28 protein-coding genes are annotated in these 26590 nt (G+C 40.8%); 16 read left to right on the top strand and 12 right to left on the bottom strand.

Annotated elements, in window-relative coordinates:
• Window positions 1-4 precede the first annotated feature (4 nt).
• Window positions 5-397 (top strand): hypothetical protein, encoded by a 393-nt coding sequence (locus tag M3P07_RS08825; RefSeq protein WP_249969542.1) that lies wholly within the window; start codon window positions 5-7, stop codon window positions 395-397.
• A gap of 251 nt (window positions 398-648) precedes the next feature.
• On the opposite strand, the gene M3P07_RS08820 is transcribed toward M3P07_RS08825, so the two are convergent.
• Genes M3P07_RS08820 through M3P07_RS08810 form a run of 3 tightly spaced genes read right to left on the bottom strand, consistent with a single transcriptional unit; the run spans window position 649 to window position 4635 of the window.
• Window positions 649-3111, bottom strand: coding sequence for a TonB-dependent receptor (locus tag M3P07_RS08820; protein WP_249969541.1), 2463 nt, complete (start codon window positions 3109-3111; stop codon window positions 649-651).
• Window positions 3112-3151: 40 nt separating this feature from the next.
• A complete protein-coding gene (locus M3P07_RS08815) occupies window positions 3152-4063 on the bottom strand; it encodes a FecR family protein (RefSeq protein WP_249969540.1) in 912 nt (303 codons plus the stop codon).
• A gap of 47 nt (window positions 4064-4110) precedes the next feature.
• Window positions 4111-4635, bottom strand: a complete 525-nt coding sequence (locus tag M3P07_RS08810; protein ID WP_249969539.1) for an RNA polymerase sigma factor — start codon at window positions 4633-4635, stop codon at window positions 4111-4113.
• A gap of 117 nt (window positions 4636-4752) precedes the next feature.
• Here M3P07_RS08810 and M3P07_RS08805 point away from each other — a divergent pair, with 117 nt between their 5' ends.
• From M3P07_RS08805 to M3P07_RS08775, 7 genes are all read left to right on the top strand, one after another.
• Window positions 4753-5832 carry a DUF4847 domain-containing protein gene (locus M3P07_RS08805; RefSeq protein WP_249969538.1) on the top strand — a complete coding sequence of 360 codons (1080 nt, stop codon included), beginning with the start codon at window positions 4753-4755 and terminating at the stop codon, window positions 5830-5832.
• A 73-nt stretch (window positions 5833-5905) separates the two neighbouring features.
• Window positions 5906-6796: a hypothetical protein gene (locus tag M3P07_RS08800; RefSeq protein WP_249969537.1), complete on the top strand. Its 891-nt coding sequence runs from the start codon at window positions 5906-5908 to the stop codon at window positions 6794-6796.
• Window positions 6797-6942: 146 nt separating this feature from the next.
• The gene (locus M3P07_RS08795) at window positions 6943-7560 is read left to right on the top strand and encodes a Crp/Fnr family transcriptional regulator (RefSeq protein WP_249969536.1); all 618 of its coding nucleotides are present in this window, start codon (window positions 6943-6945) and stop codon (window positions 7558-7560) included.
• Window positions 7561-7729: 169 nt separating this feature from the next.
• Entirely contained in the window at window positions 7730-7939 is a 210-nt protein-coding gene (locus M3P07_RS08790) for a YgaP family membrane protein (protein ID WP_249969535.1), read from the top strand.
• 417 nt (window positions 7940-8356) lie between these two features.
• Window positions 8357-8725, top strand: coding sequence for an ArsR/SmtB family transcription factor (locus M3P07_RS08785; RefSeq protein ID WP_249969534.1), 369 nt, complete (start codon window positions 8357-8359; stop codon window positions 8723-8725).
• A gap of 4 nt (window positions 8726-8729) precedes the next feature.
• The gene (gene merTP / locus M3P07_RS17880; protein WP_470299687.1) at window positions 8730-10004 is read left to right on the top strand and encodes a mercuric transport protein MerTP; all 1275 of its coding nucleotides are present in this window, start codon (window positions 8730-8732) and stop codon (window positions 10002-10004) included.
• 4 nt (window positions 10005-10008) lie between these two features.
• Entirely contained in the window at window positions 10009-10221 is a 213-nt protein-coding gene (locus M3P07_RS08775) for a GDCCVxC domain-containing (seleno)protein (RefSeq protein WP_249969533.1), read from the top strand.
• Between the two features lie 548 nt (window positions 10222-10769).
• Here the strand turns inward: M3P07_RS08775 and M3P07_RS08770 are convergent.
• The 6 genes from M3P07_RS08770 to M3P07_RS08745 form a co-directional block, all read right to left on the bottom strand.
• The gene (locus M3P07_RS08770) at window positions 10770-11432 is read right to left on the bottom strand and encodes a hypothetical protein (RefSeq protein ID WP_249969532.1); all 663 of its coding nucleotides are present in this window, start codon (window positions 11430-11432) and stop codon (window positions 10770-10772) included.
• Between the two features lie 313 nt (window positions 11433-11745).
• Window positions 11746-13128 carry a hypothetical protein gene (locus tag M3P07_RS08765; RefSeq protein WP_249969531.1) on the bottom strand — a complete coding sequence of 461 codons (1383 nt, stop codon included), beginning with the start codon at window positions 13126-13128 and terminating at the stop codon, window positions 11746-11748.
• Between the two features lie 4 nt (window positions 13129-13132).
• The gene (locus M3P07_RS08760; protein ID WP_249969530.1) at window positions 13133-13534 is read right to left on the bottom strand and encodes a hypothetical protein; all 402 of its coding nucleotides are present in this window, start codon (window positions 13532-13534) and stop codon (window positions 13133-13135) included.
• Between the two features lie 9 nt (window positions 13535-13543).
• Window positions 13544-13828 carry a helix-turn-helix domain-containing protein gene (locus M3P07_RS08755; RefSeq protein ID WP_249969529.1) on the bottom strand — a complete coding sequence of 95 codons (285 nt, stop codon included), beginning with the start codon at window positions 13826-13828 and terminating at the stop codon, window positions 13544-13546.
• A gap of 74 nt (window positions 13829-13902) precedes the next feature.
• Complete coding sequence (locus M3P07_RS08750) at window positions 13903-14646, bottom strand: hypothetical protein (RefSeq protein ID WP_249969528.1); 744 nt, start codon at window positions 14644-14646, stop codon at window positions 13903-13905.
• Window positions 14646-15956: a phage integrase SAM-like domain-containing protein gene (locus tag M3P07_RS08745; RefSeq protein ID WP_249969527.1), complete on the bottom strand. Its 1311-nt coding sequence runs from the start codon at window positions 15954-15956 to the stop codon at window positions 14646-14648. The genes M3P07_RS08750 and M3P07_RS08745 overlap by 1 nt, the downstream gene beginning before the upstream one ends.
• A 340-nt stretch (window positions 15957-16296) precedes the next feature.
• Here M3P07_RS08745 and M3P07_RS08740 point away from each other — a divergent pair, with 340 nt between their 5' ends.
• The 6 genes from M3P07_RS08740 to M3P07_RS08715 are packed head-to-tail and all read left to right on the top strand — an operon-like array spanning window position 16297 to window position 20965.
• Entirely contained in the window at window positions 16297-17064 is a 768-nt protein-coding gene (locus tag M3P07_RS08740) for a DUF6597 domain-containing transcriptional factor (protein ID WP_249969526.1), read from the top strand.
• Between the two features lie 22 nt (window positions 17065-17086).
• The gene (locus M3P07_RS08735; protein WP_249969525.1) at window positions 17087-18391 is read left to right on the top strand and encodes a ferredoxin reductase family protein; all 1305 of its coding nucleotides are present in this window, start codon (window positions 17087-17089) and stop codon (window positions 18389-18391) included.
• A gap of 12 nt (window positions 18392-18403) precedes the next feature.
• On the top strand, window positions 18404-19138 hold the full coding sequence (locus M3P07_RS08730) for a hypothetical protein (RefSeq protein WP_249969524.1): 735 nt from the start codon (window positions 18404-18406) through the stop codon (window positions 19136-19138).
• Between the two features lie 27 nt (window positions 19139-19165).
• Entirely contained in the window at window positions 19166-19696 is a 531-nt protein-coding gene (locus M3P07_RS08725) for a hypothetical protein (RefSeq protein WP_249969523.1), read from the top strand.
• A gap of 18 nt (window positions 19697-19714) precedes the next feature.
• Window positions 19715-20467, top strand: coding sequence for a hypothetical protein (locus tag M3P07_RS08720; protein WP_249969522.1), 753 nt, complete (start codon window positions 19715-19717; stop codon window positions 20465-20467).
• Between the two features lie 3 nt (window positions 20468-20470).
• Entirely contained in the window at window positions 20471-20965 is a 495-nt protein-coding gene (locus tag M3P07_RS08715; RefSeq protein WP_249969521.1) for an enoyl-CoA hydratase, read from the top strand.
• A 145-nt stretch (window positions 20966-21110) separates the two neighbouring features.
• Here M3P07_RS08715 and M3P07_RS17860 read toward each other — a convergent pair whose 3' ends face one another.
• A complete protein-coding gene (locus tag M3P07_RS17860; protein ID WP_417952744.1) occupies window positions 21111-21188 on the bottom strand; it encodes a plasmid mobilization protein in 78 nt (25 codons plus the stop codon).
• Window positions 21189-21447: 259 nt separating this feature from the next.
• On the opposite strand from M3P07_RS17860, the gene M3P07_RS08710 reads away from it, so the two are divergent.
• A complete protein-coding gene (locus M3P07_RS08710; protein ID WP_249969520.1) occupies window positions 21448-22656 on the top strand; it encodes a DUF4249 domain-containing protein in 1209 nt (402 codons plus the stop codon).
• A 12-nt stretch (window positions 22657-22668) separates the two neighbouring features.
• Here the strand turns inward: M3P07_RS08710 and M3P07_RS08705 are convergent, their stop codons facing one another.
• Window positions 22669-23844, bottom strand: a complete 1176-nt coding sequence (locus M3P07_RS08705) for a heparan-alpha-glucosaminide N-acetyltransferase domain-containing protein (RefSeq protein ID WP_249969519.1) — start codon at window positions 23842-23844, stop codon at window positions 22669-22671.
• A 100-nt stretch (window positions 23845-23944) separates the two neighbouring features.
• Window positions 23945-24700, bottom strand: coding sequence for a sulfite exporter TauE/SafE family protein (locus M3P07_RS08700; protein WP_249969518.1), 756 nt, complete (start codon window positions 24698-24700; stop codon window positions 23945-23947).
• Window positions 24701-24775: 75 nt separating this feature from the next.
• Between M3P07_RS08700 and M3P07_RS08695 the strand changes: the two genes are divergently transcribed.
• On the top strand, window positions 24776-26584 hold the full coding sequence (locus M3P07_RS08695) for a sodium:solute symporter family protein (RefSeq protein ID WP_249969517.1): 1809 nt from the start codon (window positions 24776-24778) through the stop codon (window positions 26582-26584).
• The last annotated feature ends 6 nt before the right edge of the window (window positions 26585-26590 follow it).

Below are 26590 nucleotides of genomic sequence, written 5' to 3'. Positions count from 1 at the left end.
TAGCATGACTGAAAAATCAAAAAAACAAGACATTAAAAAAGGATGCATTTACCTAATCGCCATAGTTTTTGGCGTATCCATATTTTTCTATTTTACTTGTGACGGCGAACCTGAAAAACCATTGACAAAAGAAGAGCAGCACCAACAGAATATACAGAAGCTGTTTAGCGCCTGGGATGGCTCCCATATTAAGTTGACGGAATACATAAAACAATCTCTTAATGACTCTGAAAGCTATAAACATTTGGAAACTTCATACATAGACAGGGATTCGTTTCTTATTGTTACTACAAAGTTTACTGCCAAGAATGGTTTTGGGGGCACTGTGCGTAATGAAGTGGTAATTGCATGTGACACCCTTGGTAATATAATAGAGGTGCTTAAGGATATGGAATAAGGTTACAAAAAAACTTGAGATGCCTGCCGTGCTGTGATTTTAAACTCACACACAATGTACTAAGAATGGAAGCTGACCATGCGGCAGGCCCTGATGTAATTTCATCTCGAAAAAGGTTAATAAACAAAACTGCTACAAGAGACCACGAATGAGACTCTAGCAGTATATCTTTAAATTTTAAAAGGCTGTCTCATAAACGGCCCATTTTTAGGTCAAATCAAGTTTAATGGTAGCCTTAGTGGTTATTTAAATTAGTTGAATAAAAGTCTCAAACTTGCATTGGGGGTAATCCCTAAGGACTGCTGAAGAATTTGTTGGGCATCGTTTTGTGGGTTTACCCTAAAAAAAGTGTTTATCGGATTCTCGCGATTCAGTAGGTTCCAAATGGAAATTCCTGTTCGCAGCTTGGTCTTTTTTCCAATTTTGACCTTATAGATTGCAGAGAAATCCAAACGTAAGTAATCCTCCAGTTCATCCGAATTGGCCACCCCGTAATTGATGTCCCCGTCAACGATTTCATCCCCAGCAACCGTAGGGGTAAACGGTTTTCCCGTCCGCCAATTGGCTCCAAGTGCTAGGTTCAATTTTGACGTTGAAAAGGTTATGCCCGAAGTAAGTGAGTGGGTTGTATCAAAATTGCTTCTAAACTCAACTTCTGTCAACTCCTCAAAATTGTAAGTGCTGTTCAAATACCCATAACTCAACCACAAGTTCCATTTTTGCAACTGCTTTCTAAGAAGAAAATCAAGTCCAAAAGCATCATATTTTCCTGATGTCCTGATAAATTCAAAACTATCTAGAAAACCTTGGCTCTGTGTGGTTATACCATCAACTTCCTTGTAAAATCCTACGGCATTGATCAACCAACCCGATTCTTGATAGCTCAGCCCCAAGGAACCTTGTTTGCTCTGTATTACAGGAATGTCCAGATTATTGGAAAGTTGCCATCGTCTTTTTTCGATACCTAGAAAATCGTTCTGAAAGTTGATAATTTGTGAGGTGTTTTGATGCTTGAACTCTCCCAGAACCTCCAAATTAAAGTGCCCCAAAAACCGCTGGTTGAAACTCAATCGAGGTTCCCAAAGCTGCCTATTGAATTTATCCAGATAGTTAAAGCGGACCCCTGCGTTAAGGGATGTGTTTCCATTCGTACTGGACCAGTCAACTTCTGTGAAAATCCCGTGGGTCCTAAGTACCTCGCCCTCCAATCGACGAAAAATCGGGTCGTCAACATCGTCCAGATTGGTGACCTTGGTTTCCACAAAGTGATAGCCATTTCGCAAAACCAGATTCTCGTACAATTCATTTTGAGCTACGAAGCGTGCACCCGTTTCAGAAACGATGTTCTCCTGTAAAAAGCGTTGGTCTTGTAATACGTTCGCGTTTATGGCCCTCAACTTATAATCAGTTTCGTAGACATCAATATAAGTCTCAAATCTGTCGTTCCATTTTCGTTCATAGTAAATACCGCCAGCAATACTGGTTTGGTCAAGACTGCTTTCCCGGACCTCTTCATCATTGGCGATAACGGCACTTTCGTTGAAAACGACTTCGTTGGCAGTATGTATGAAGTTCAGTCTCAAAAAATCCTTATCACTGGGTCTGTACAAGAACCGCAGGGAGACATCATAGAAATCAAATTCGATATCCGAGTTGGTGACCAGAGCATCGTTGGATTCAATCTCTGTGTCTTGGGCGATACGGTCAAAATATTCAGAATAGGTCGGGGTCTCAAAAAAATCGCTTATCGCCTTTCTTGCCCCAACCTGAACGGACATATTTTCTCCTATCGGTGCATCTATGAAGCCATTCGCATCGATTAGATTGATGCCCAGACTTCCCTTAAAACTTGGATTGATGTTCTTATCAGTGCTCATGGCAATAGTTCCTGAAACTCCATCGGTGAATGCCGGAGATGTGCCATTTTTTTGCAAGGCTACCGTTTGGGTGATTTGGGGATTGTACATGGAAATCAATCCGAAGAAATGACCGGATTGGTACATTTTGATATTATCCCAAAGAATCAAGTTCTGGTCGTTGCTGCCTCCTCTAATATTGATATTCGAAACCGTTTCATCAATACTGGTTATACCTGGCAATGCCTGAACTGACTGAAGTACGTCTTTCTCTACAAGTCCGGGTAAAATTGAAAATTGGTCAAAATCCAATTGAAAGGAGCCGTTGTCCAATTTATCCATCCCCCGAATCAAATAATGGGACAGTACTATTTCTGGTAATTTTTGCTGATCCGATACCATATGGATAACCCCACAGTTGGCGGTATTGAAAAAACGTGCTTCCCTTCGGATGGTCCTATGCCCGATATGCCTGATAAGAACTATTTGGGAAGCATCATTGATGGATAATTCAAAAAAACCTTCTTCGTTGGTCACAGTGCCCTTGCCATCGAACTGTACCGTAGTGTAGGACAGTGGCTCATTAGTGTCCTTATCGCGGATGTAGCCGCAAAGTACTGTTGATTTTGCTTTAATTGAAACTACATTATCAGATAGAAAGACAAAATCAAGTCCCGTACTTTCATTTAGAAAGTTAATGACATCTCTCAAATTGGTAAAATCGTCAATGTTTTTGACCCCTATATCCTCAATCAAATCAGAGGCATAATTGAAGCGAACCTCGAAACGATCTTGAAGCTCATTCAAAATGATGGTCAGAGGTTTAGTTTCACGGGTTTCCTGGGCCGTCAACGGCATACAGCTCAGTATGGTTAAGAGAAAAAATATAAAAGTTAGTCTACTTTTCACGTGGCTTCACCCTGACTTTTTTGTTTTCCAAAATGACATAGTCCAAATTCAACGGGACCGTAATCGATTTCAGGGCGTTATCCAAGTTGTCATGCACAAATCCACCTGTAAACAAGCGTTGACCGTCTACTTTTTCCAAAGTGACCTTCACCCCGTATTGTCTTTCTAATTCTGAAAATACTTGGGATATGGCAACCCTTTGGAAATCACTGACGTTTTTCGTCCATTGGGGAATTGAATAGGTGTTTTTGCCTTGTTCTATTTCCCCCATGGACCAGCGTATATTGTCCCCCTGATTAAGTATAGTTTCGCGCTGTTCTAAAGTGACCCTTACGGTACCTTCAAAACACTTTACCTCGAAAAAACTTCCCCTCTGTTTTACATTGAACTCTGTTCCTAAAACCGTGACCTCTCCCTTCGGTGTACTGACTACAAACTGTTTTCCCTTGGCCACATCAAAAAAGGCTTCCCCTTCCAATGTTATCGTCCTATCATCGTTCCATTTCGTTTCGTTATAAGCAATTTCAGATAGCGCATTTACCGAAACTATGGAATTGTCGGGAAGCTCTACGGTAGTCTTTTGCCCAAATTGGGTCTCAACACGGGTCAAATTTTCATAGAAAAAGAAATAATACCCAGCAAGTCCAACAATAAAGATGCTAGCGATCCGCATCATGGGCCGTACCCAGTTCAATTTCTTTACAGGTCTTCTATGGGCATCAAGGGTTTCTTTGAATTCCTTATAAGTTTTGGCCTTTGAGAATTGTGAGGCACGGAAATTCTTGGCATCATCTGCAATACCCTTCAAAAAAGCTACATCTTCAAGGGCCTCAAATGCCTTTTCTTCCTCGGGAGTCAGCTCCCGGGCAAGCCATTTTTGTGTCAAGTAATCTTTGTCCATGCGCATCTTACTTTATTATGGAACAACTGAGTTGCCTTTTTTCCTGATTATTTTATGTTAAAACCTTTCAGTTCCGACTTTAGCACTTTAAAAGCTGAGTAGATCCTATATTCAACGACCTTTCTTGTGACCCCCAATAATTCTGCTATTTCCCCATGTTTTTTGCCTTCCGCTTTATTTAAAAGAAAGGCTGTTCGCTGCTCCTCGGTCAAGCTTGCAAGTACTTCCTGGTATTTTTTAAAGTACTCCTCTTTCTCCAAAAGAAACTCGGGCGACTCATGGGTCACTTCATTGGGCTTTTCGTTTTGGTACTTTAATACCACTTTTTGATGCTTGACCTCGTTCAGCATCAAATTATTGGCAACCGTATATAAAAAGGACTTCGCCTTTGCGGGAGTCACCTTTTTGCAATTTTCCCAAAGTTTAATGAATGCCTCTTGTGTTTTATCAGTGGGATCAAGTCTTTCCCCATACTTATAGTAGAGATAGTCGTGCAAGCCATCGGCCAATCGTTCATAGAGTCCCCTGAAAATGGAATCCTCACAAATATCCGTGCGCAAATCTTTCTTCAAACTGTTCGGTTGGGTTCAGGTTAAAAGTAAACAAATAAAAATCTTTGTTTTTCTTCAGGAGTTTTTGGGTTTGGGTTGTTTTAGTACTGAATACTACAATCATAAAATACAAATGCTATGAAAAACACTTTGAAAACATTGAGCCTTATGATTCTTGCTCTGGCCCTGACCTTGGTCTCCTGCCGTGAGGAAGAATCCGTTTTTATTGAAGGCCCCCAAGAGGAGACCCTTGAGGCCAATTCCAACATTGCAGGTTTATTGCAGAACACAGCTACCAAGGATGGTTCTGATGACAATATCATTGACAACGCGAGTTGTATTTCCATTGCACTTCCTGTGACCGTTGTTGCTGATGGCATTGAAATCATTGTGGATTCCCCCAGGGATTTAGAGACGATTGAGGACATTTTTGATGAGTTTGACGATGACGAGGATATCCTTGAGATCATATTCCCCATCACTATAGTCTTAAGTGACTTTACTGAACTGGTCATTAACGATTTGGATGAATTGGACGACTTCACGGATGATTGCGATGGGGAGAATGAATTCGATGATGACATTGAATGTGCGGACATCAAATATCCTGTGACCGCATCGGTATTCAATTCCAATAACGAGGTAATTGATACCATAACCTTTAATAACGATAAGGACCTATATGAATTCATAGATGAACTGGATGAGGACGATATCGTGCAAGTCAACTTCCCGGTAACGGTCATATTATTTGATGGTACAGAACTCCAAGCCTCAAATCTTGATGAACTAGAGGATATTTTGGACAACGCCAAGGATGACTGCGATGAGGACGATGACAACGACTTCAATGATGATGATTGTGATAATTGTACCACAGACCAACTTTCAGAGGTTTTGGTTGGCTGCTCCGATTGGGGCGTGGATAAATTGGAACGCAACGACCAGGATTTGGAAGACCTGTATGCTTCCTACCGTTTTAATTTTGAAAGTGATGGCACATTGACGGCTGATTCAAGTTCCGATTCATTTTCGGGCACCTGGGAGACCAATGGGGAGGGGAACAATATATCCGTGGTCATCAATATTCCCAATTTGACCGATTTCAATGCCACCTGGAACCTGCATGAAATTGAGCAGGACCCAAGCGAAAGCGAGGTCGACCTTAGAATGGGTGATGACCGCCTCCGTTTCGAAGGTGACTGCCCCGGTATTTAAGAAACAATGATAACTGAAACGGTAAAGTGAACTTACCGATTTTCAAATAATTATAACCCAAAACAAGAATACTATGAAAAAGTACATTTTCAAACTAACATTTGTTTCACTAGCAGCATTGGCAATAGCCTGTACCAACGATAGTGAAAGCGATGAAATGGCAAATTTGGCCCAATTGCAGGCTGATGTAGAGGAAATCAGCAATGCGGCAATGGCCGGCCCATGGACGATAACGAACTTTGTGGATTCAGGCACCAACGAAACCTCGGACTTTGAGGGTTATGGCTTTAGTTTTAATGAAGATGGAAGTTTGGTGGCTGATAATGGTAGTGTCACCATTACAGGCACATGGTCAGTAACCATCGATGACGATTCGGACGATGATTCCGACGATGATAACTCAAGTGAAGATGATGGGGATGACGATTGTGACAGCTGTACTGTCGACCAACTTACAGAAGTACTCACGGCATGTGAGGATTGGTTCGTGGACAAATTGGAACGTAATGATACTGATTTGGAGGGTAATTTCACTGGGTATGATTTTAATTTTACAGCGGATGGTACGGTTACTGTTACCTCGGGCATGGATAGCTTTTCTGGTACCTGGGAAGCCTCGGGCAGTGGAAACAACATTCAAGTGGTCCTGTCGATTTCCGATTTGTCCGATATCCCTGATACGTGGACACTTCACGAAATTGAACTGGAGAACGGGGAATCCAAAGTGGACTTACGAATCAACGGAGAAGATAGGCTTCGCTTTAAGAACGGTTGTACCATAGGTAATTTCAATGGAGGCCAGACCACAGGGGAAATCGATTTCAATATCTTTTTTGCCACGCCTGAGGATTTCAATGAACTATCGGAAGATTGGAACATCGTATCCTATTCGGTCACAAAGATTGAACTGATAGATGAGAGCAGCGACGGGGAAACCGATCTGTTAACATTTGAAAGACAATAAACCCCTTTTATATACACCCCAAACCTTTCTGAAAGTATCGACATACCCCCCTATGAAAAAGAAAGGCTGGCAAACCGTCCCAAAGTTCACTCTGGGGCGGTTTTTTTATATTTACTATGGATGAATTCTTCTTCCAAATCTGAACAATGAAACCCGAACACAAAAGCGTATCGACCCACAAAATGCTGTTCCAGAAATTGGCAGAAGTGGGCACTACCAAGAAAATCGCAAAGGGCACCGAAATTCTAAGGGAGGGGCAATTTGTAAAACTCATCCCATTTGTTCAAGAAGGACTTATTAAGGTATTTACCCGATACGAGAATAGGGAGCTTTTGCTCTATTACATTCAACCCGACCAAAGTTGCATTATGTCATTTTCGGCAAGTATCAATAATGAGCCTAGCCAAGTTTTTGCAGTTACCGAAGAAGATACTCAGGTGCTTCTTCTTCCGGTTCGGGAATTACATACGTTGACCAGTGCCCATCCTGATATCAATAGATTTTTCTTTCAGCAATACCAAGGCCGCTATGCCGAGCTTTTGGATACGATACACCACGTACTGTTCGATAAGGTTCATATACGCCTTTACCAACATTTAAAGGAAAAGACAGTGTTGAAAAAAGAAAATCCACTTCAGATGTCCCATCAACAGATTGCGGATGAGCTTGGAACGGTTCGTGAAGTTATCAGCCGTGCTCTCAAAAAATTGGAGGGAGAAGGCTTGGTAAAGCAATTAGGCAATAAAATTAAGGTATACAAGTAGTGACTACAGTCACTGCCCATATCGATTCTCTAATCTAATTTTGAAATAACCAAGTGAAGATTATGGCAAAAAAGGTGATCAAGCTTCTTTTCGTTTGCCTCATCTGTATTGCCTTGATTACTGGTCTTGTGTGGTTATTAAAAATTTTGTTCAATTAAATTCAAATGTGATGAAAAAAAATATGGGGTCGGCAGACCGAATTGTCCGATTTATAATTGCTGCAATTATTGGAGTGCTATATTACACCGGTAACATTGGCGGTACTTTGGGGATAGTGCTACTTGTATTGGCTGGGGTGTTTGTACTTACTAGCTTTATCAGTTTTTGCCCGTTATATGCCCCTTTTGGGATAAGCACTTGTGCCGTAAAGCAGAAATGATCATTAACTATTTGTTGAGTTAAAAGAGGGCGGTAAATCGCTCTCTTTTTTTGGAACGGTAGTAATGGAGACAAGCCTGGTTTTTTCAGGAGTTTTTTGAACTTCAATGAACTTGGACGACAATTTTAAGAAAACTGCTGATTTGGTAGATAAATAATGGTTCCATATTGCTAAGAGCACGAAAACATCCCCAGATATTGGGGATGTTTTTTATTCAAATTTCCGATGTTATTACGGTTTACTTCTTGCATATAGGCGGATGAAGAAGGAGATGCCCCATACTTGTTCCTAAAAACGAACAATTTTTAAGACTACATAGATTTTCTAACCCAGATTTATAAAACGGCCGTTTTATGGAGGTAATGATTTAACGTATTCTTTTATTTAAGCAAATGCTAAAATACATATCTTTGGTTCATGGGAAAACAAATATGTATACGGTTAGAAGCAGATGCAAAACAGATAATGGACTGTCGTGCTTCAATCGAGGAATTAGATAGTTCATTAAGCCTTGTCGCCGAAGTTCTAAACTTGGCCGGAAACAAGGTTCGACTTCAGATTCTTTTTTTGTTGCAAAAAGAGGGAAGACTTTGCGTTTGTGACCTGAGTGATATTTTGCAAATGAACGTTTCTGCAATTTCCCAACATTTGAGGAAGTTAAAGGATAGAGATCTTATTTATGCCACGAAAGAGGCACAGACCATTTTTTACGCACTAAACAAAGACAAATCGTTCATATTAGGTCCTCTTTTTGAACTGGTAAAGGATAAAAACGTATTGGTATAGAATTATGAACAACAATAAAAAATTGATCGGGACTTCTGTTCTTGCGGCGATTACGGCTTCCCTATGTTGTATCACCCCTGTATTGGCGCTAATGGCTGGAACAGGTGGAATTGCATCGACTTTTTCGTGGATCGAACCTTTTAGACCTTATTTAATCGGTCTTACTATTTTGGTATTGGCTTTTGCATGGTATCAGCAGTTACGTCCAAGAACCGAAGAGGAGTTGGAATGTGCCTGTGACGAGGATGAAAAAACCTCGTTCTGGCATTCCAAGAAATTTCTGGGTATTGTCACTATGTTTTCCGCAATAATGCTTGCATTTCCCTACTATTCCTCCATATTCTATCCAGAGAGTGAATCAAATGACACTTTTGCGATGTCCGATAACATAAAAGAAATAACGGTGGATGTAAAAGGAATGACATGCGCTGGTTGTGAGCAACATATCGAGCATGCGGTAGCCCAATTGGAAGGGGTGCAATCGGTTAATGCTTCATATGATGCAGGCACTGCAATTATAAGTTTTTTACCTTCTCAGGTAAATGATGAAAATATAAAAGCCGCGATTAACGAAACAGGATATCAAGTAATCCAAAAAAAGCCGGGCAATCAAACGGCTATGAACGGGGATAAAAACATAAGTTTTTATAAAGTTCCATTGGTTTGCAATGCTGCACCTGCCATTGGGTGTGGTAGCAGGGCCAAACCGATCCTAAAGAACTTTGAAAAATCCAACCAGGTATCAGAGGCATGGTTGAACAGGGGCGGAACGGTTATCGCCGTGGTCTGGCAGGAAGGAGCAGGTAATAGTTCAAAAGAAAGCACATCTGAAAACATTTTTGCAAAGCATCAAGTAAATGCAATAGAACTGTACAAAGATGAGCAAACCGATGTCTACAGATCATTTAGCAAAGGTGAAAATTGGCTTAAAGGTTCTGAGGTGGACGAGTTAAGTAAAGAAGAGGCTTCCATTATTGCGGACCAAATTATTAGCACAGTTAAAGAAAAAACCGTGTTATCTACCGAGAACGAGGATAAATTGCATGATAAGATTACGGATACATTCTATGAGTTTTTCCTGAATTATGAAACACTTGCCCAGCTTGGAGATCCGGAAGTTTATAAATCAAAGTTGGTGGACATCAGAGCATATGGAGAAGAGCTACTCGGTGAAGGAAAAATGCCTTCCGTGGAGGAGCTTTGGAGTTCCTGCTCCAATGCGGCCAAAAGCTGTGATCATGAAAGCTGTTCTTCCTCCTGTAAAGCACCTAAAAACTAAATTCATGACCCAAGAAACAATCCTAAAATCAACTATTAGTTGCCCCAATTGCGGTCATAAAAAAGAAGAGGAAATGCCAATGGAGGCATGTCAGTTCTTTTACGAATGTGAGCAGTGCAAGGAGCTGATAAAACCCAAGCAAGGAGATTGCTGTGTGTATTGTTCCTATGGAACGGTAGAATGCCCCCCGGTTCAGGAAGGTTCATGTAATTGCTAGGGAATGTGAATTCGGCAAATATCAAATCCAAAGCCCTGCCAATAGGTCGAATACTCCGATTTGCCTTGGGAGTGTTTTTCGTGACCGAAATCTGGCCGATTTATATGTATGTTACCACTTAGGGAGCGATAATAAGTTTAAGTAAAGCTCTTCGATACGTGACCCAAATCCTATAAAATGAATGTTTTTTGGAACTATGCTAAGCATCCAAACACGATTCATCAAATGTCCGTTTAAAGGCAAGCTATTACCTAAATATCTTGAGTTACTCTGGGGAAATCTATTTTTGATTGCCATACGGTCCGCACGGTAGCACGCTATTACTTTCCCCAGATTTCTTTTTTTGTGGCCATTGTTGTCATCTGTCTTACATCACTTTAAATCCTTTTATTTTCAGTGGATTAAACAAAATATGACACCTAAAGTGTAGTTTTTTTGTTATCTGCGCAGAAAAACAATGAAAAAGGCCGCCTATAATGTGACGGCCTTTCAAGATAACAGGAAAAAATATACCAACTAAAAACAATTTACAAGCCCTGTTATATATCCTAACCAACCAGCCTCAACAGCTCGTGATGGTTAATATTATAATTAGCAAGGTCATGGGTTAAGTGGTTTAGCCAACACCCTACTGCCTTTTTTACCAAGTCATATGGTATTTCCATTCTTTGACTGGCTGAGATAAAGCTATCTATATCCTCAATTTTTTGAATTTGCAAATCGGAAGTTGCATATAATTCAAAGTAATGTCTTGGCAATGTAACCTCAATTTTATCTTCCGAGAGCCATTTGAAAAGTTTGGCTATAGGCAGTGAGATTTTCTTCCCTGCTTTTGCGTGTATCTCGGGAGCAGGTCTATGCTCAAAGAACGAATAGTACTGATGGTTTTCGGGATAAAAGCCGAAAACAATAACCAACTGGTCTTGGATTTCTTTATCCATAATTTTTAAGGGTTCAATATCTACCTCTTTCAAGTCCATGTATTTGGCAAAGCTTATGCCCTCTTCAAAAAAAGTGGAGTTTTTGTATTTCCCTTGGTAATGTTTAAAGGCTCTACCGTAAACGTTTCCGTCCATCAAGGACTTGGGCGATGCTTTCACGCCATGGCGACTTAATTTCCCGGATGCGTCCTTTAAGACAGTCAGCGTTTTTTGGATAGTGTGCACTTGGTTATTGTAGGCATCCTCATTGAACTTTAAAAGTTTTTTCATAATAAAAAATTTAAAATGTTATTAATAAGCTTTCCGTGCTTCTTCTTTTTCTACGGTCATTAATTTTAGCTAATTGCTTGTAGGGTCTGTAGGGTTGTTTTGCATAAAAACTTTTTATATACATACACATACACGTACTATTTTTAATAATTACCCTACTAACTCTACAATTCCATTGTCATGCGGCTTATTATAGGGCTTGACAAGAATGATAGTTACTCTACACAGGTGTAGGGTTGTGTAGGGTTAAATAAATCGCTTGTAGGGTCTGTAGGGTTGCTTTGTATAAAACTCCTTGGAAACCCTCTCATGCCTATGGCCTGAAACAAATCTTAACTACCCCTCCACTTATCCTTCTTTCAACCTGATGGCCTTTATAGGCGGCATATAAATCAATCCACTTGCCGACAACCCTACTCTTGGAACTTGCATCCTCTGTCCCAACATCCAATACTTTGGCGATTTCCTTAATCTTGAAATATTGGTTAAGCAAACAGTATTGGCTCTCAATAAGTTCTACAAATTCTTCCGATGTTTGGTTAATCAATTTTTGACGTTCGAACTGTTTGTCAACAAAACTCACCAGCCCCTTTTCCAAAAACAAGCGTACGCATTCTGCCATATAATTATCGAATTTTGCCCACTCCTTTTCGTTCCAATCAAAGAGCATTCTTTTGAAATGCTTTTCAGGTTTGTTCCCAGCATTGAAAAAGTTATTGAGCATAACAAGGTGTTTTCTATCCTTATAACTATCAGAATCTTGTGGAATGGTGTAATTGGTGGTCAATGCAATTTTTGGGCTGTCAGAGAAAGGAATAGCGATTTTGGATTGGTACTTGCGTTCAATGCTCATGCTATCGGTTAGGGTACTAAACAAACTTTCAAAAACAAAATCTTTGGATACATCTTGCAGTACCATTAGCGAGGTTAGGGAATCAACATTTTGATAAACAAATTTGTCGTGCTTTAAGTCCGTTGCCTTTCCATTGTATTCGGCAATTTGCAGCATATGGGAAAGACTTTTAATGAAAATCCCTTTACCAGACCTACCAAATGCTTCATTCTCAATTTGACTTTGCATATCGGAGACGATGACCGCTCTTGCTATTGACGGGTTCTTATAAGTTGATATTAAATAACCCAAGGTAGTTCGATAGCTTAAAAGATGTTTTTTGTCATTGGTAACAACGCTACTGAATTTTGCAAAATCCCCATTCTCGTTAATATCGCTATGGAAATTCCTTTGGATTATTTGTTCACCAAAAATGAACTGACCACTTTTTTTAAACTTTTTATATGATTCAAATCGGCTCCCCTTCGGTGTAATCACCGCGATTGTGTTTCGATAAAAAATGCGGACTTCTTCTTTTGTATCCATATACCTTTCGCGGTTGAGTTCAGGCAAGCTTCCGAGAATGGCTTTTCGTTTGATAAGCATATCCTCGCCCTGCTTCATCCAACAAGTTCTTAAAGCATCATCATTTTGCTTCTTAATGAACACCAGAGTATCATTAAAGACATCTTGCGGAGTTTTTATGAATGCAACTCCCTTGATTAACCTGACGGTTACATAAACACCAAAGGCACTAAACCGATTATACCCATGCAACTCTAAAAAATCATAAAACAATGCTTCCTTAAATACTAATTCATTTTTGGGGCCAAGTCCCCAAAATTCTCTGACTTTCTTTCCCATAGTCCTATTGTTCTATGTTGATTTTGGGCAGGCTAAGAAGTGTGCCCTTCCGTTCAACCAGAATATCTTCGCACTGCCTCAAAGCGCAACTCATGAACTTATTGCGAAGGGGTTTTTTAAGGGAAGAAGATTGGCTTTCAACAAAATCAATTGTGTGGGCAAAGACATCCAACCGATTTTGCTTTTTCATGTTTCCGTCATGCACTCTGTAAATGTGGAACTGATTTGTTCGTCGAAACCCCTGTTGAATAAGCCACGTGCGGAGCAAAGCTTCCTCTATTACAAAGTGCGGATCGTTTTCCTTTGAACCGGGAATCCAAAAGCTACTTATTTTTTTTACAGAAAAATTCTTCTTACGTTTACCTTGCTTGCCCAAAGCTTTAAGGCTATTTGTATTCTTTCCCATACGATAGCCTTATTTTTTTACAAGCTGCAATGCTTCCAACAGCTCACTTCTTTTGTAGTACCTCCTGTGACCAGATATTCCGTAGGCTTTAATCTTTCCAGCATTTGTCCAATGCCACAAGGTTGAAAGGTTTATCTGCAAAAACTCGGCAGCTTGTTCCCTAGTTAACAGATCATCATTCGCATCTTTAGCCAGTAATTCTTTTTTAAACTGTTCCAAAGATTTAGATACCCGAGCGTCAACCTTGTTGACTACATCATTAATAATGGGTTGAAAAAATTGTGGTGATTCCATATTATCCTGTCTTTAATTATTCAGCAGGACAAAGTTGGGAGGTAGTGGTTTAAAACCTTAGCACAAAAATGTGCTTAAATTGTGCTTTTATAGCTTTGTTTTAATAAATTCTCTTTAATGCTGTTGTACAAAGCTGTTTTCAATTGGTCATCTTTAGCGTTACTCACGACTCTTTCTATTCTAATATCAAATTGTTCAATTAAGAATTTAACATAATCATTTTGACGACAGACTAAGTGCTGATCCTCTAACATGTTATACCAAAGATTACTGAAATTCCTTTGTTCTCCTTTTTTTACATATACCCTTTTCATTTCAAGAAACAAGGAGTAAGCAAATGAATCCCTAAAAATATGCGGAAATTCGTTTTCAATTTCTTCTTTAGGAGCAGTTAATAAACCATCATAAACCCTGGCTTTAAATTCATCGAGTTGTTTCGAATACTTCCTTTTAGTTGCAATTAACTTATCATCGACACCTCGGTAAAACAAATAGGCAGCATCATATGTTATTTCGCCAATTTGAGTATTCAGTAATTCAAAACATCTATAAAGCGCTCTTGCTTCTTCGCAAAATCTATTTAGTTCACGACTATTTAGCGTAGTGGTATAAACGTAGTCCTCAGCTCTGTTTAAAGTTTCTTTTATGGTTTTTGCTAAAGTATTGATTTCACTCTCACTTAGTTTACTTTCAGGCTCTTCAGATAACCATTCATTAAGTGAAATGATAGTGTTTTTAATATTTCCGTTAAGATTAACAGGAACATTAAATTTGGCGCCCTCCGAATTTGAAAAATAGTCCTCTTTCTTTTCCTCCATTATTCAAAATATTTATAAGCCTCCAAAGCCAAATCCTTATTGCTCTTTTTTATATAGGACAGGAATTGTTTTTCCGTGCTGTGTCCAGTGATATATATTAAAAACGTAGTTGGGATTTTGCCGTAATGGTTTGTTGCAAAACTCCTGCGCCCAATATGGCTTGTAACTAATTCCCATTTTTCAAATTTACCCACAACGTCCCTATAATCATTTTTCGTTGGCGTTACTCCTTCAGCAGCAATGCTAACCCTTTTTTTACCCTCGCACAGTTCATTAATCTTAGCTTTTTCGCAGACTACTTTAATCCAGTCATTGTACCGCTGGTCGGAGATTGGCCTTGGAAATTCTCCGTTCCTTTTAGCCAGTATTCCCCTAACTTCTTTTGAAACTGGAATCACCATTCGTTTATTGGTTTTTACTTGCTTAAACTCCAGCAAGTGCTTATCATCTTCAAATCGAAGCATATCTTTTGTAAAGCGCATGAAGTCCGAAACCCTTTGCCCTGTATAACATGAAATCAATAGCCAATCACGGGCATTATCTAAATACTCCTGTTTAAGTACTAAGTCCTTTATAGCGTTTAGCTCATCATTGTTTAAATAGATACTCTTCGCAGATTCATGGGGCAACCTTATGCCTTCCATTTGCGGATGCACTTCCAAGCCCAAATATTTAGCATGACGGCAAACGGTCTTGATTATTTTTAAATCCTTTTGTAGAGTATTAATGGAGTACTGCTTTTCATTGGAGTAATCGGAAAACTCATTTTTAAAAGCATCATTTATGGAGTTCACTTTTACAACCTTTTTGCGTGCGGATTGAAATTTCTCCAACTTATGTTGTGTTACACGTAGTGTCTTGATGCGACCATCGCTAAGCTCCCCTTTCTTTTTGCCAATGTAGTATTCAAAAAAGGGAATTAAATCAACAGGTATGTCTTCATTTTCCTTAATTGGCCGGTAAAACAGTTCCAAGGTTTCCTTCAGCCAATTTTTGTTGCTTATGACATCCCGAACATCCGATTCTTTGAATGCGCCAAGCACACAGTTTTCAATGGCGTTTGTTTTGTTTTGGACTTCGACTTGTTTGTTGGCTAGGCTTATGTCCTTGGCCTTCTTTTTTCTATGCAGCTCGTTCCAATACTTTTTAGCACTTAATTTGTTGTTGTCCTGTAATTCATCATGGGAATAGATATACAGTTCACTCTTTGCCCCCAAAACATAATCCTTGTTTTCGTGCCTAAACAAAAACCTTACGTTGAGGGGTGAGTTCTCCCTGGTGGAGCGGTACATGAAGTTTACTGTTGCCATAAAATAGATGAATTATTCACCGTACAAAAGTGCTTATTTTTGTACGGCAATGTACGGTACAATACAATTTCATCCAACAGGAACAAACAATAATTTTATTCTATATCTCCACTAAGTGTTGATTTTACTGATAATTTTAAAGGTTTTCGCTGGATGATAAATTTTGGTTTATTGTAGCAAACTGGTTCAGGTGGGACCACATAAAACCCTTCTAAATAATTGGTTTAGAGGGGTTTTTTATTGAATAGGGGGCAAATAAGGGGGCAAAGAATAAATAATGACTATTTTATACAATTGAATTAAAACTAGGCAAGGTATGTTTGGGGAACCAAAAACCTTTATGTCAATAAGTAACAACCATGTCTATAATGAGATCTACCCGTCCAAGGACTTGGACGATTATGTCTCTCTTTATTTCAAAGCCGAGAACCCTTCCGATGAACCTCAGGAGATGACCATTTGTCCCGATGGGTATTTCAAACTGATTATCCAACTCCTCGATGGTAAGATCAAGGCATATTTTTTGACTGGGATTTGGGCAAATGAAATAGACATCGTAATACCCCCACGAGTAACTACCTATGGGATAAAGTTCAAGATAATTTCTGCAGAGTTAATCTTTAAAAGGGAAATCCGTTCAATACTTAATAGTGTGGCGCAAAAGGAGACGGATTTTTTCGGTATAGACGCTATTGACTTTAATGGGTTTGAGTCCGTTGTGCAGCAATTAGAGGATATACTCCAGAAAAAACTACCACCTAAAGAACAAATTAGGGCCAACAGGCTACGATTGAGCCAATACCTATATAGTAATTATGAAAGTGTTCTGGCAAAGGATGTCGCAAAACAGATATATTGGCCACAAAGGGACATCAATAGGTATTTGAATAAGTATATCGGTATCTCACTTAAAAAATACCTGAACATCCAAAAGTGTTACCGAGCCTATTTCAAGATAACCGAAGGAGAGTTTTTCCCACCTAAAGGTTTCTTTGATCAGGCCCATTTCATACGTGAGGTAAAGAAACATACGGGGCAGACACCCACAGCACTCTTCAAGAGCCAAAATGACCAATTTATACAATTGAGGAATATCAAGAAGCTATAGGTTTGTCAAAACAACCATAGCCATGAGACGACTTAAGCAGGAAATCTATTTTCCTATCATTGTTGGTATCCACTTTATTTTTTGGGCCATAGACCTTTACTTCTATCAAGGATCTTTCAAAGAGGTATCCTCCGATACCATGTTCTTTGGAGAGTTGACCGATGTAACTTGGAAGAATCCCCACCGTATCCTTGGTGAAGTTTTTTCATCTTGGGTTGTTACGGTCTTTGCATTTAACTTCCTTATGGCCACACGAGCCCGATGGGTAGAGAACCTTTTCGGTGGTCTTGACAAGATGTACCTTATCCATCGTAGGTCAGGAGTAATTGCCGTGTTCCTTTTGTTGGCACATTTCTTTGTCGTACCAAGGGACTTAGTGGAATTCAATCCAGGCAAACCATTGGGATTCTATGCATTTGCACTTATCCTTATTGGTGTTATCCTTTCGGCAGCCCCAATTTTCAAAAGAAAGATACCATACCATAAATGGATAAACTTCCACAAATTGATGGGCGTGTTCTATGTAATGGGTGTAGTGCACGGTATTATGGTATTGAGTCTTATTAAGGAGCTTCCGATTACAAGAATCTATGTTTTCGGAATGGCCTTTGTCGGTATTGTAGCATGGTTCTACCGGGCCTTTCTTTTTGGCCTTTTCAACAAGAAGCTTTACTATACCGTGAATACGGTCAAGGATTTGGGCAATGGGATTTCGGAAATAGGACTTGTGCCCAAAGCAAAAGAACTTGGTTTCAGGGCAGGACAGTTCGCCTTTTTCACTTTTCCAACAATTAGCAAAAGGGAGCAGCACCCCTTCACTATCAGCAGTCACCCCAATGATAAAAGCCACCTACAAATTACCGTCAAAGGTCTAGGCGATTTTACGGATGGATTGGCGGATAAGCTCAATGGGGGGGACGAAGTACGGGTAGAGGGACCTTATGGAAAGTTCACCACCGCCCACTCCAAAGAAAAGGAACAGATTTGGGTTGCAGGAGGTATCGGCATTACACCGTTCCTATCGCTGATAAAGGATTATTATACCAATAAAATCACTCTTTTTTGGTGTGTTGCCAATGAGGATGAGGCTCCATACAGAAAGCGTTTGGAAGAGACTGCAAAGAACAATCCTTTATTAGATTTTATTCTTTGGCCATCCGACAAGCGAGGGCATATCAATGTTGATGATATGAGCATCCGTGACCCAAAAGAGAAGTCCTATTTCGTCTGCGGGCCTGAACCCTTGAAAAAAAGCCTTTTCAAACAGCTCAAGGCGGAGGGCGTTAAACAACAGGACATCCACGACGAAGAATTTTCATTCAGATAACAACTTAACAATATGGAACAAAAAGAATTCAACCCAATTATCGAAGCCGTAGTGTCCATACGGCAATATGCTTTATCAATTTCCGAAAACTGGACATCAATGAAATCCATGGGAGCGGTCCTAAAAGAAGATATGGACAAGGCAACGGGAATGGTCAATATGTATGGCTCCGAAACCACGAAACAACAATGGGCCAGTGAAATTATTGATTTCAACGCCACAAAATCACATCTTGAGGAAATCATGCGGTTTGTCATTTCAAGGATAAAGGAAAAATCAACCGAGGGCCTTTCTGCCAGATGGAACGATTATCCGGGGCATGTTTCCAAGATGGAGGCTTCCTATGAAAAAATGAAGAGCCTTGGTCAATCAAGCCTTCCGGAAAACAAAAAAGATGATTGGGGCGAACTATGGAACAGTTTAATGCAATCCCACGGGTTCATGGGCAAAGAGGCCAATGCCATAGGAATCCAATTGGGGCTTATGGAAAAGTGCACTCCGGATGAAATAGACGAACTGAGCGACACCATATTAAAACACATACCTTCTGGCTACTCCATTGAGGAAGCGCACAAATACACAGACGAATACATGGATGCCTATGAGCAATTAAAAACAGAGGCTTATAAGAAGAAAAACCTTTGGGACAGGTTCCTAGATGTGTTGGCAGGTGGAACCCAACAGACCCCCGCCCAAAGGGTGATGATGCAACGATGGGTCGATGGGGAAAAGGGGGACGCCCATTAAATTGAACAATAATCACAAAATAGAATTATGAACAAACCAATTTACCTTACCCTGAGCGGCATATCTATGCTCGCAGCGGGCATAACCTTATTACTATCAACCTCTATCGGGGTGGGAACCTCCAAGATATTGGTGCCACTTTTCCTTTTAGTTTCCGGAATAATGGCATTTATCTTTTCCCAGGTAAACGGACAACATAAGGTTGCAAAAACATTCCATTTTTTACAGGGAGCAGGACTGATGACCTTTGCAATATTGATTGCAATTTGGCCCGACACCTTGGATATGTTCCTGAAGATGGCCACCTATTTCATTATGGTCTATGGTCTATTCGAGATAATGTTCGCCTTTTCCGTATTGCGAAGCAGCTTTAAAGTGGACAAGTCCATTTTGATGACCAGGCTAATGGTCGGTGCCATCAATTTTATAGGTTCGTTCGTCCTTTTTATGTCGCTGCTGAAAAGTACGTCCTCCGGCCTTTCCGTTGCAGGCTTTCTTATAGTACTCGGTGGACTGGGGTTTATCATTTTTGCCAATCGCATCAAGAAAATAGATTAGTCATACTAAACACAAACCATGAAAAAAATCATCACACTATCACTGATTGCCCTTTTCCTTACCAACTGTAAGGATCAGGGCAAAAAACAGGCTACGGAACTGGACGACAGAACTGAAGCCATTGAGGAAGAACAGCAAACCCGAAGAATTACCCAGAACTATGCGGTTGTATTCAATTGGGCGACAAAAAATGAAAAATTGGTTATGGAAAACTCCATGCTCCAGTCCGACCAGTTACGTAAACTTTGGGAAGACGGCATTGTCGAAAACGTCTATTACGATGCCGAGGCCAAATACGATAAATTTTCCTATTTCCCGAACATTACATTCACCCTGAAAGCAACGGACGAGACCGAGGCAAAGACCATTTTGGACGGTCTGGTAGTGGTAGAAAAAGGCATTGCGACCTACACCACATATCCCGTTGGGACACTTTGGCTGAAAAGGAACGAAGAGGCCATAAAGGAAAGGGGAGGAACAAGCTCGTTCGTAGCGGTTTGGAACACCGACTATAAACCTGAAAGGACCATGGTGGTCGGCCAGAATGAAAAGTTGATGGAACTTTGGAACTCCGGACAGATAGAGAACGTATATTTCGATATCGAGGGTACGCAAAAAGAGAATGACAAGACGGATTTTGTCTTCTTTGTCAACGCCAATACGGAAGAGGAGGCCAAGTCCATCATAGACCCATTACCGTTCGTGAGAAATGCGGTTGCCTCGTATAAGTTATATCCAGTGGGCATATTTTGGATGGGAACCAAAGAGTAAGTTGTGAACAACGAGAAACTTCACAAAACTCTTGACTTTATACAGGAGATAGGAACTATCATGTACGTTGGTGGTATCCTATCCCATATTGTTATAGGTATCATTTTTAGTGATGCAGATGCTAATACTGTATATAACGTCTATGTCTATAAGGAAAAGAGCGCCTATATCTTGATATTGCCAGGGCTTGCCTTGAAAATTCTTTCTGATATGGTACTTTACTTTTCATTTAACGAGAAACCCAATTGGCTAAAGCTAAAATTCGTTGCCGTCGCTTTCTTGACAATAAATGCCTTTTTCTTTTTGGTGCCCATGATGCCCGAGCTAGTAGCTTTGGCCAAGGAGTCCATACCAGCAGGTAGATTGAGTCAGGAGTTTATTGACAATGAACATACTGAGCAGTTCATCGGTCAATTGAATGTTGTACCATTGTTGGCTGAATTGATGTTGGGCTCATTTAAACCTAAAGTAGGCAGTAGAGAAAGAGAAAATATGTGAGACTTTAAAGTTAGATTTGTTTCAAGTTATCCAGTATTCTCGTTTTTTCTTCCAATTAATGCCCTTGCTATTTCGACATTTGCACTGGCGAGGTTGAATTTTAGCAACTCACTAAGATTATCCCACTGAATCTCATCATACTCTCTTAATTTGATAGTCCACATAGCTTTGCTTTAGCCGTCAACAACTTTTTCTCATAGGTGCTACAGCGGAATTTTACCAATTGGCTTTTCCCCTTAAATTGCTCCTTTTTTTCCTGCAACCTTCGGGAGCAGGCGAGATTGTGTCAACAGACACACATCTCACTGGGGCTTTTTTGCGCCCAAAACCTTCTTCGAGTTTGGGAGCTTCCTAAAAAGTAATTCAGTAGTTTTTCGTAAGTTAGATATAGTCTCCCAGCATTTCGTGAATTTGATGTGTCCAAATGGTTCTTCGAAGAATCCATATGAACTCTCAGGATTACAACAAAGAATGTGTGAACTATGGAACACCCGAAATTTATAAAAGGTATTTGTGCCACGATGGTCATACTGTCCCTAGCGGGCTGTATAGAACCATTTGACGCAACCATTGAGGAGTTTGAAAGTGCTTTGGTGATTGACGCATTTATTACGGATGAGCTCAAGGACCAACAAATTGTCCTGAGCCGGGCATACCGGTTTGAACAAGATAGCGCAGCAGCCGAAACGAATGCTCAAGTAAAGATTGTCACCAACGATAATCGTACCCTCAACTTTTCTGAAGTAAGCCCTGGAAAATACATGTCGGACGCACCATTTAAAGCGGAACCAAACACAGCCTACACCCTTTCCGTTCAAACAAACAATGGTAGATCCTATACCTCCAACCCGGCACAACTTCAAAGCGAGGCCAAAATAGACAGTGTATACGCCGTAAGGACCACTAACGAATTTGGAGAGGAGGGCATGGCCATTTTTCTTGACAGTTTTGACCCATCAGGGACTTCTAGATTCTATCGTTTTGAATATGAGGAAACCTATCGCGTAATCGCTCCAAGGTGGAATCCGATGGAGTTTAAAATTGTGAATAACAACAATGTGCCCGCAGGGGCCATCACCCATGCCATCACCGATACCGAAACTTTGATACGGGTACCAAGAACCGAGGAGGCCCGTGTATGTTACGGTTCGGATCATTCCAGGAATATTATTATCACTAGAACCGATGATTCAGAAGAGGACCGATTGGTTCGGTTCAATGTTCATTTTATTAACCGGAACAACTATATTCTTACCCATAGATACAGCATTTTGGTTAGGCAGTTTACAATGTCCGAAAAAGCATATAATTACTACGAGACCCTGAAGGAACTGTCAAGTTTGGAAAGTGTTTTTTCTGAAAATCAGCCAGGGTATTTCGAAGGCAATGTGTTTTCGGATTTAAGCCAGGCAGAACATGTTCTTGGTTATTTTGATGTCTCCTCCATTTCTGAAAAACGAATTTTCTTCGACTATGAAGACTTCTTCCACAATGAACGCAAACCTTCCTATGCCATCCCTTGTAAGCCCATTAAGCCACTTACTTTAATGGAAAGTGTTCGCCTTGGCCATGTCACGTATAACGATCCCAGCGCTTATGGGGAAGAACCCGAGTTTATTGCCATTGAACGGGCCTGCGGGGATTGTAGGGTATTGGGAAGCAATGTAGCACCCTCCTTTTGGGTGGATTAATCCAGTAAACCCTTAAATTTTTAGGGTGAGGTTTCTTTTCTCCAAGAACCCGACAAAAAGGATAATCAAGAAGGAAAACAACAGCGATTTTACAATGCCAACGATTCCATGGGAAAGGAATTCTGGCCATTGAAAACCAATCAAGATAATTACCGGATAAATAAAATAGGGCATTAAATAACAGGTCAAGGTGCTGGTGCCTGCAGGTTTTATGGGTTTTGCCCATTTGCTGTAGCCAAGAATGTCCACCAATAGGTATAGCAGCACATAGCTCAAAAGCCCTATGCCGATGCAAATAGCGGTCCAAGAAGGTGTGGCTAGGATTTTTGAGATTGGAAATTCGGGCCGGATAAGAAATCCGTATGCCAGAAAGACCATTCCCATCACTGAAATTATGCCCAGAAACGAAATGATTCCCCTTCCTTGTTCCTTGAATTTTAGGTAAAGCACGGTACACAAAACACCGCCCATCACCAATACATGGTTTGAGGCGCTGATAACGATCTTAAAAGAAGGAAGCATCTCAAAATAGCCGCTTTCCTGAACGTTCATAAATAGCAAAATCACAAAAGCCACGAGTAAGAGCACCCCCCTTTTCCGCAGGAATAGGTACAAGAAACTATTGAGCAAATAGGCCCACCCGATCAACCCAAGAATTCCCCACCAATGGGTTCTCATCCAAATGGTTTCCTCTGCCGAACCGCCTTTGTAGATCCATGCTAAAAAGATGAGCAGTAAGACCCCGACCCCTTTCAACACGTTTTCATGAACCTTACTGATTTTCGGATTTCGTTTGTAATGCATCCAGATTAAAAAGATGGCCAATGCCATGATGATCTCCCAAATACTTTTATTCATGATCATGGCCTTATCGTAAATGGATTCAAAATTGACCATGAAAACGCCCATGACCAACAACGCCAAGGTTCTAACCAGGACATGCCAAGATATTTTGGCAACGGTCTCCTTTTTTTGAAATCTGATGTTTATGGCAAGAGGAATCGAAAGTCCCACGATAAATAGGAACAAAGGAAAAATGATATCGGAAAACCCCATTCCATCTTCATCGGCCGCTGTATGTTTTAGCCAGTCGGGCACCCCGGTCAAGGACCAAAGGTCGTTCACAAAAATCATAAGGAACATGGTCAGCGCCCTTAAAACGTCGATGGTTTGAATTCGATTTCCCATAAAGGTTGATTTGCACAAAAGCGACTGCCCAATTGCGGAGCGCTAAGTTTCAGCGCCTTAAGATAGGATTTTGATCAATGGGATAAAAACGGGTATTCCATCACCTGAACAACATGACTATGGCCCCAAAGGCCGTGACCACCAAAATGAATCGTTTATAGTTTTTCTCGTTGATCATTTTTACTATGGCCACACCACAGACCAATCCAAGAGCTATGGCCGGCAGCAATTTAACATCAATGAGCAGGGTTTCCCAAGTAATGGTCTTCCAAACAAAAATGTGGAAGGGAAGTTTAAACAGATTGGTAATAAAGAACAACCAGGCCGCTGTGCCAACAAATTCATTTTTTGGCAATCGCATTGCCAAAAAGAAAATGTTGGTAAATGCCCCGGCAAGATTGCCGATCATGGTACAGATTCCCGCCATGATCCCAATCGGTCCGGCAAAGAGCCAATGCGTGGGGATATGGCTTGATTTGCGTTTGTCCCACCAAATCAACAATCCCAAACTAATAAAGATAACGGCAACCATTCCAAGCTTAAACTCTTCTTCCGGCAAATCTTTACCTGTAACGACACCGATAAGGATTCCGCCCAACATCCAGGGCAAAAACCGCAAAATATACTTCCATTGAGCATGCCGATTATAGTAGATTACCGCAAAAATGTCCCCAACAATAAGTAGGGGCATGATCAAGCCGGTGGATTGCCTTGCGCCAAATGCCAACGCAAGTAAAGTGACGTTAAAAGTGGCGAGTCCCTTGAGACCGGCTTTGGAGGTTCCCATTAGAAAAGTAGCGGTAAACGCTAGCCCCCAGGCCATTAAAGAAGGCTCCAATGTTGTCGATAGGGTCAAATCGGGTGTTTAGCGAACAAAGGGCAAAGGTATCCCAAAAAATTATACCTTTAGCAGTTAACCAACGATAACCAAATGGACATTCAAACTTTAGATTATTTCATAATCTTCGGATTCTTCGCAATCGTACTTTTCATTGGGATTTACGTATCCAAAAAATCTGGGAAAGACTCAACAGAATACTTTTTATCGGGCCGTAGTATGCCTTGGTGGTTGTTGGGAATGTCTATGGTAGCTACCACCTTTTCTACCGACACCCCCAACTTGGTGACGGATTTGGTCCGTGACAAGGGTGTTTCAGGTAACTGGGGCTGGTGGTGTTTCTTGATAACTGGAATGTTAACGGTATTTGTTTATGCCAAACTTTGGCGTAAATCCAATGTTAAAACAGACCTTGAGTTTTATGAACTGCGTTATGGCGGAAAGCCCGCAAGCTTTCTTCGAAAATTCAGAGCGGTCTATCTTGGTCTGATCTTCAATGTAATCACCATGTCGGCAGTGACACTCGCCGCCATCAAGATTGGCGGGGTGATGCTGGACCTGGAACCATGGGTTACCGTGGTTGGGGCCGGATTGATTACGGTAGTCTTCAGTGCCTTGGGAGGATTTAAGGGGGTTGTCTATAGCGATTTCTTACTCTTTTTCGTGGCCATGGCGGGAGCCATCGGCGCCGCATTCTATTTGGTGAATCTTCCAGAAGTGGGCGGTATTCAAGCGATTGTTGAAAATGAAAACGTAAGGGACAAACTCAGCATTATACCCGATATGAGCGATACCAAAGCGGTTATTACCCTTTTGGTTATTCCATTGGCGGTACAATGGTGGAGCTCTTGGTATCCAGGTGGGGAGCCTGGGGGTGGAGGATATATTGCGCAACGAATGTTGGCTGCAAAAAACGAAAATCATGCCATTGCAGCGACCTTCTTTTTTAACATTATGCATTATGCCCTAAGACCATGGCCTTGGATCTTGGTTGCTTTAGCGTCCTTGGTGGTTTATCCGGATATAGCAAGTATTTCAGAAGCCTTTCCAAATGTTGGTGCGGATAAACTGGGTCATGATTTGGCCTATTCCGCCATGCTGACCAAATTGCCAAGTGGATTGCTCGGCATTGTTTTGGCCTCCTTGGTCGCGGCTTATATGAGTACAATTTCCACCCAATTGAATTGGGGGTCTTCTTATATTGTTTTTGACTTTTATAAAAAGCAGGTCAATCCCGATGCAACAGAAAAACAAATGGTTAATGTAGGTCGTTTGTCCACAGTTGTACTAATGGTTTTAAGTGCATTTTTGGCCTTGGCCATGCAGAATGCAATGCAAATTTTTGATATGCTCTTGCTTTTCGGTGCGGGAACGGGGCTTATTTTTATTCTTCGGTGGTTCTGGTGGCGTATTAACGCCTGGACCGAAATTTCGGCCATGTTTGCATCCGGTATTTTGTCCATATTGCTAAAGGCAACTCCGTTGGGCCCAATGTTATTTGCCACCGATGGTGGGGTTTTCCCTGATTGGGGGGAAATACCATTTGTGATGATAGTTACAAGCATCATCTGGTTAGTGGCGACCTTTGTCACACAGCCAGAATCCAGTGATGTGCTACAGTCTTTTTACAAAAAAATACAGCCTGGAGGTCCTGGATGGGGCAAGGTGGTCAACGAAGCCAAAGCTTCAGGGATTGAAATTGATAACGGGGAAAAGTGGAGCGTTCCTTCAGGAATAGCAGCCATGCTTCTGGGTGTGGTTTTGATTTACTCACTCATGTTCTCAACAGGACATTGGATTTACGGCAAAACCACCTCTGCGCTGATCATGACCGCAATTGCATTGGTTTCCGGAATCTTACTCATAAGAGCTTGGGGCAAAATGAAAGACGATATTCTATAGGAAGCC

The sequence above is a fragment of the Flagellimonas myxillae genome (genome assembly GCF_023502235.1).
Taxonomy (GTDB): domain Bacteria; phylum Bacteroidota; class Bacteroidia; order Flavobacteriales; family Flavobacteriaceae; genus Flagellimonas; species Flagellimonas myxillae.
This window is presented reverse-complemented; position numbering and strand designations above follow the sequence as displayed.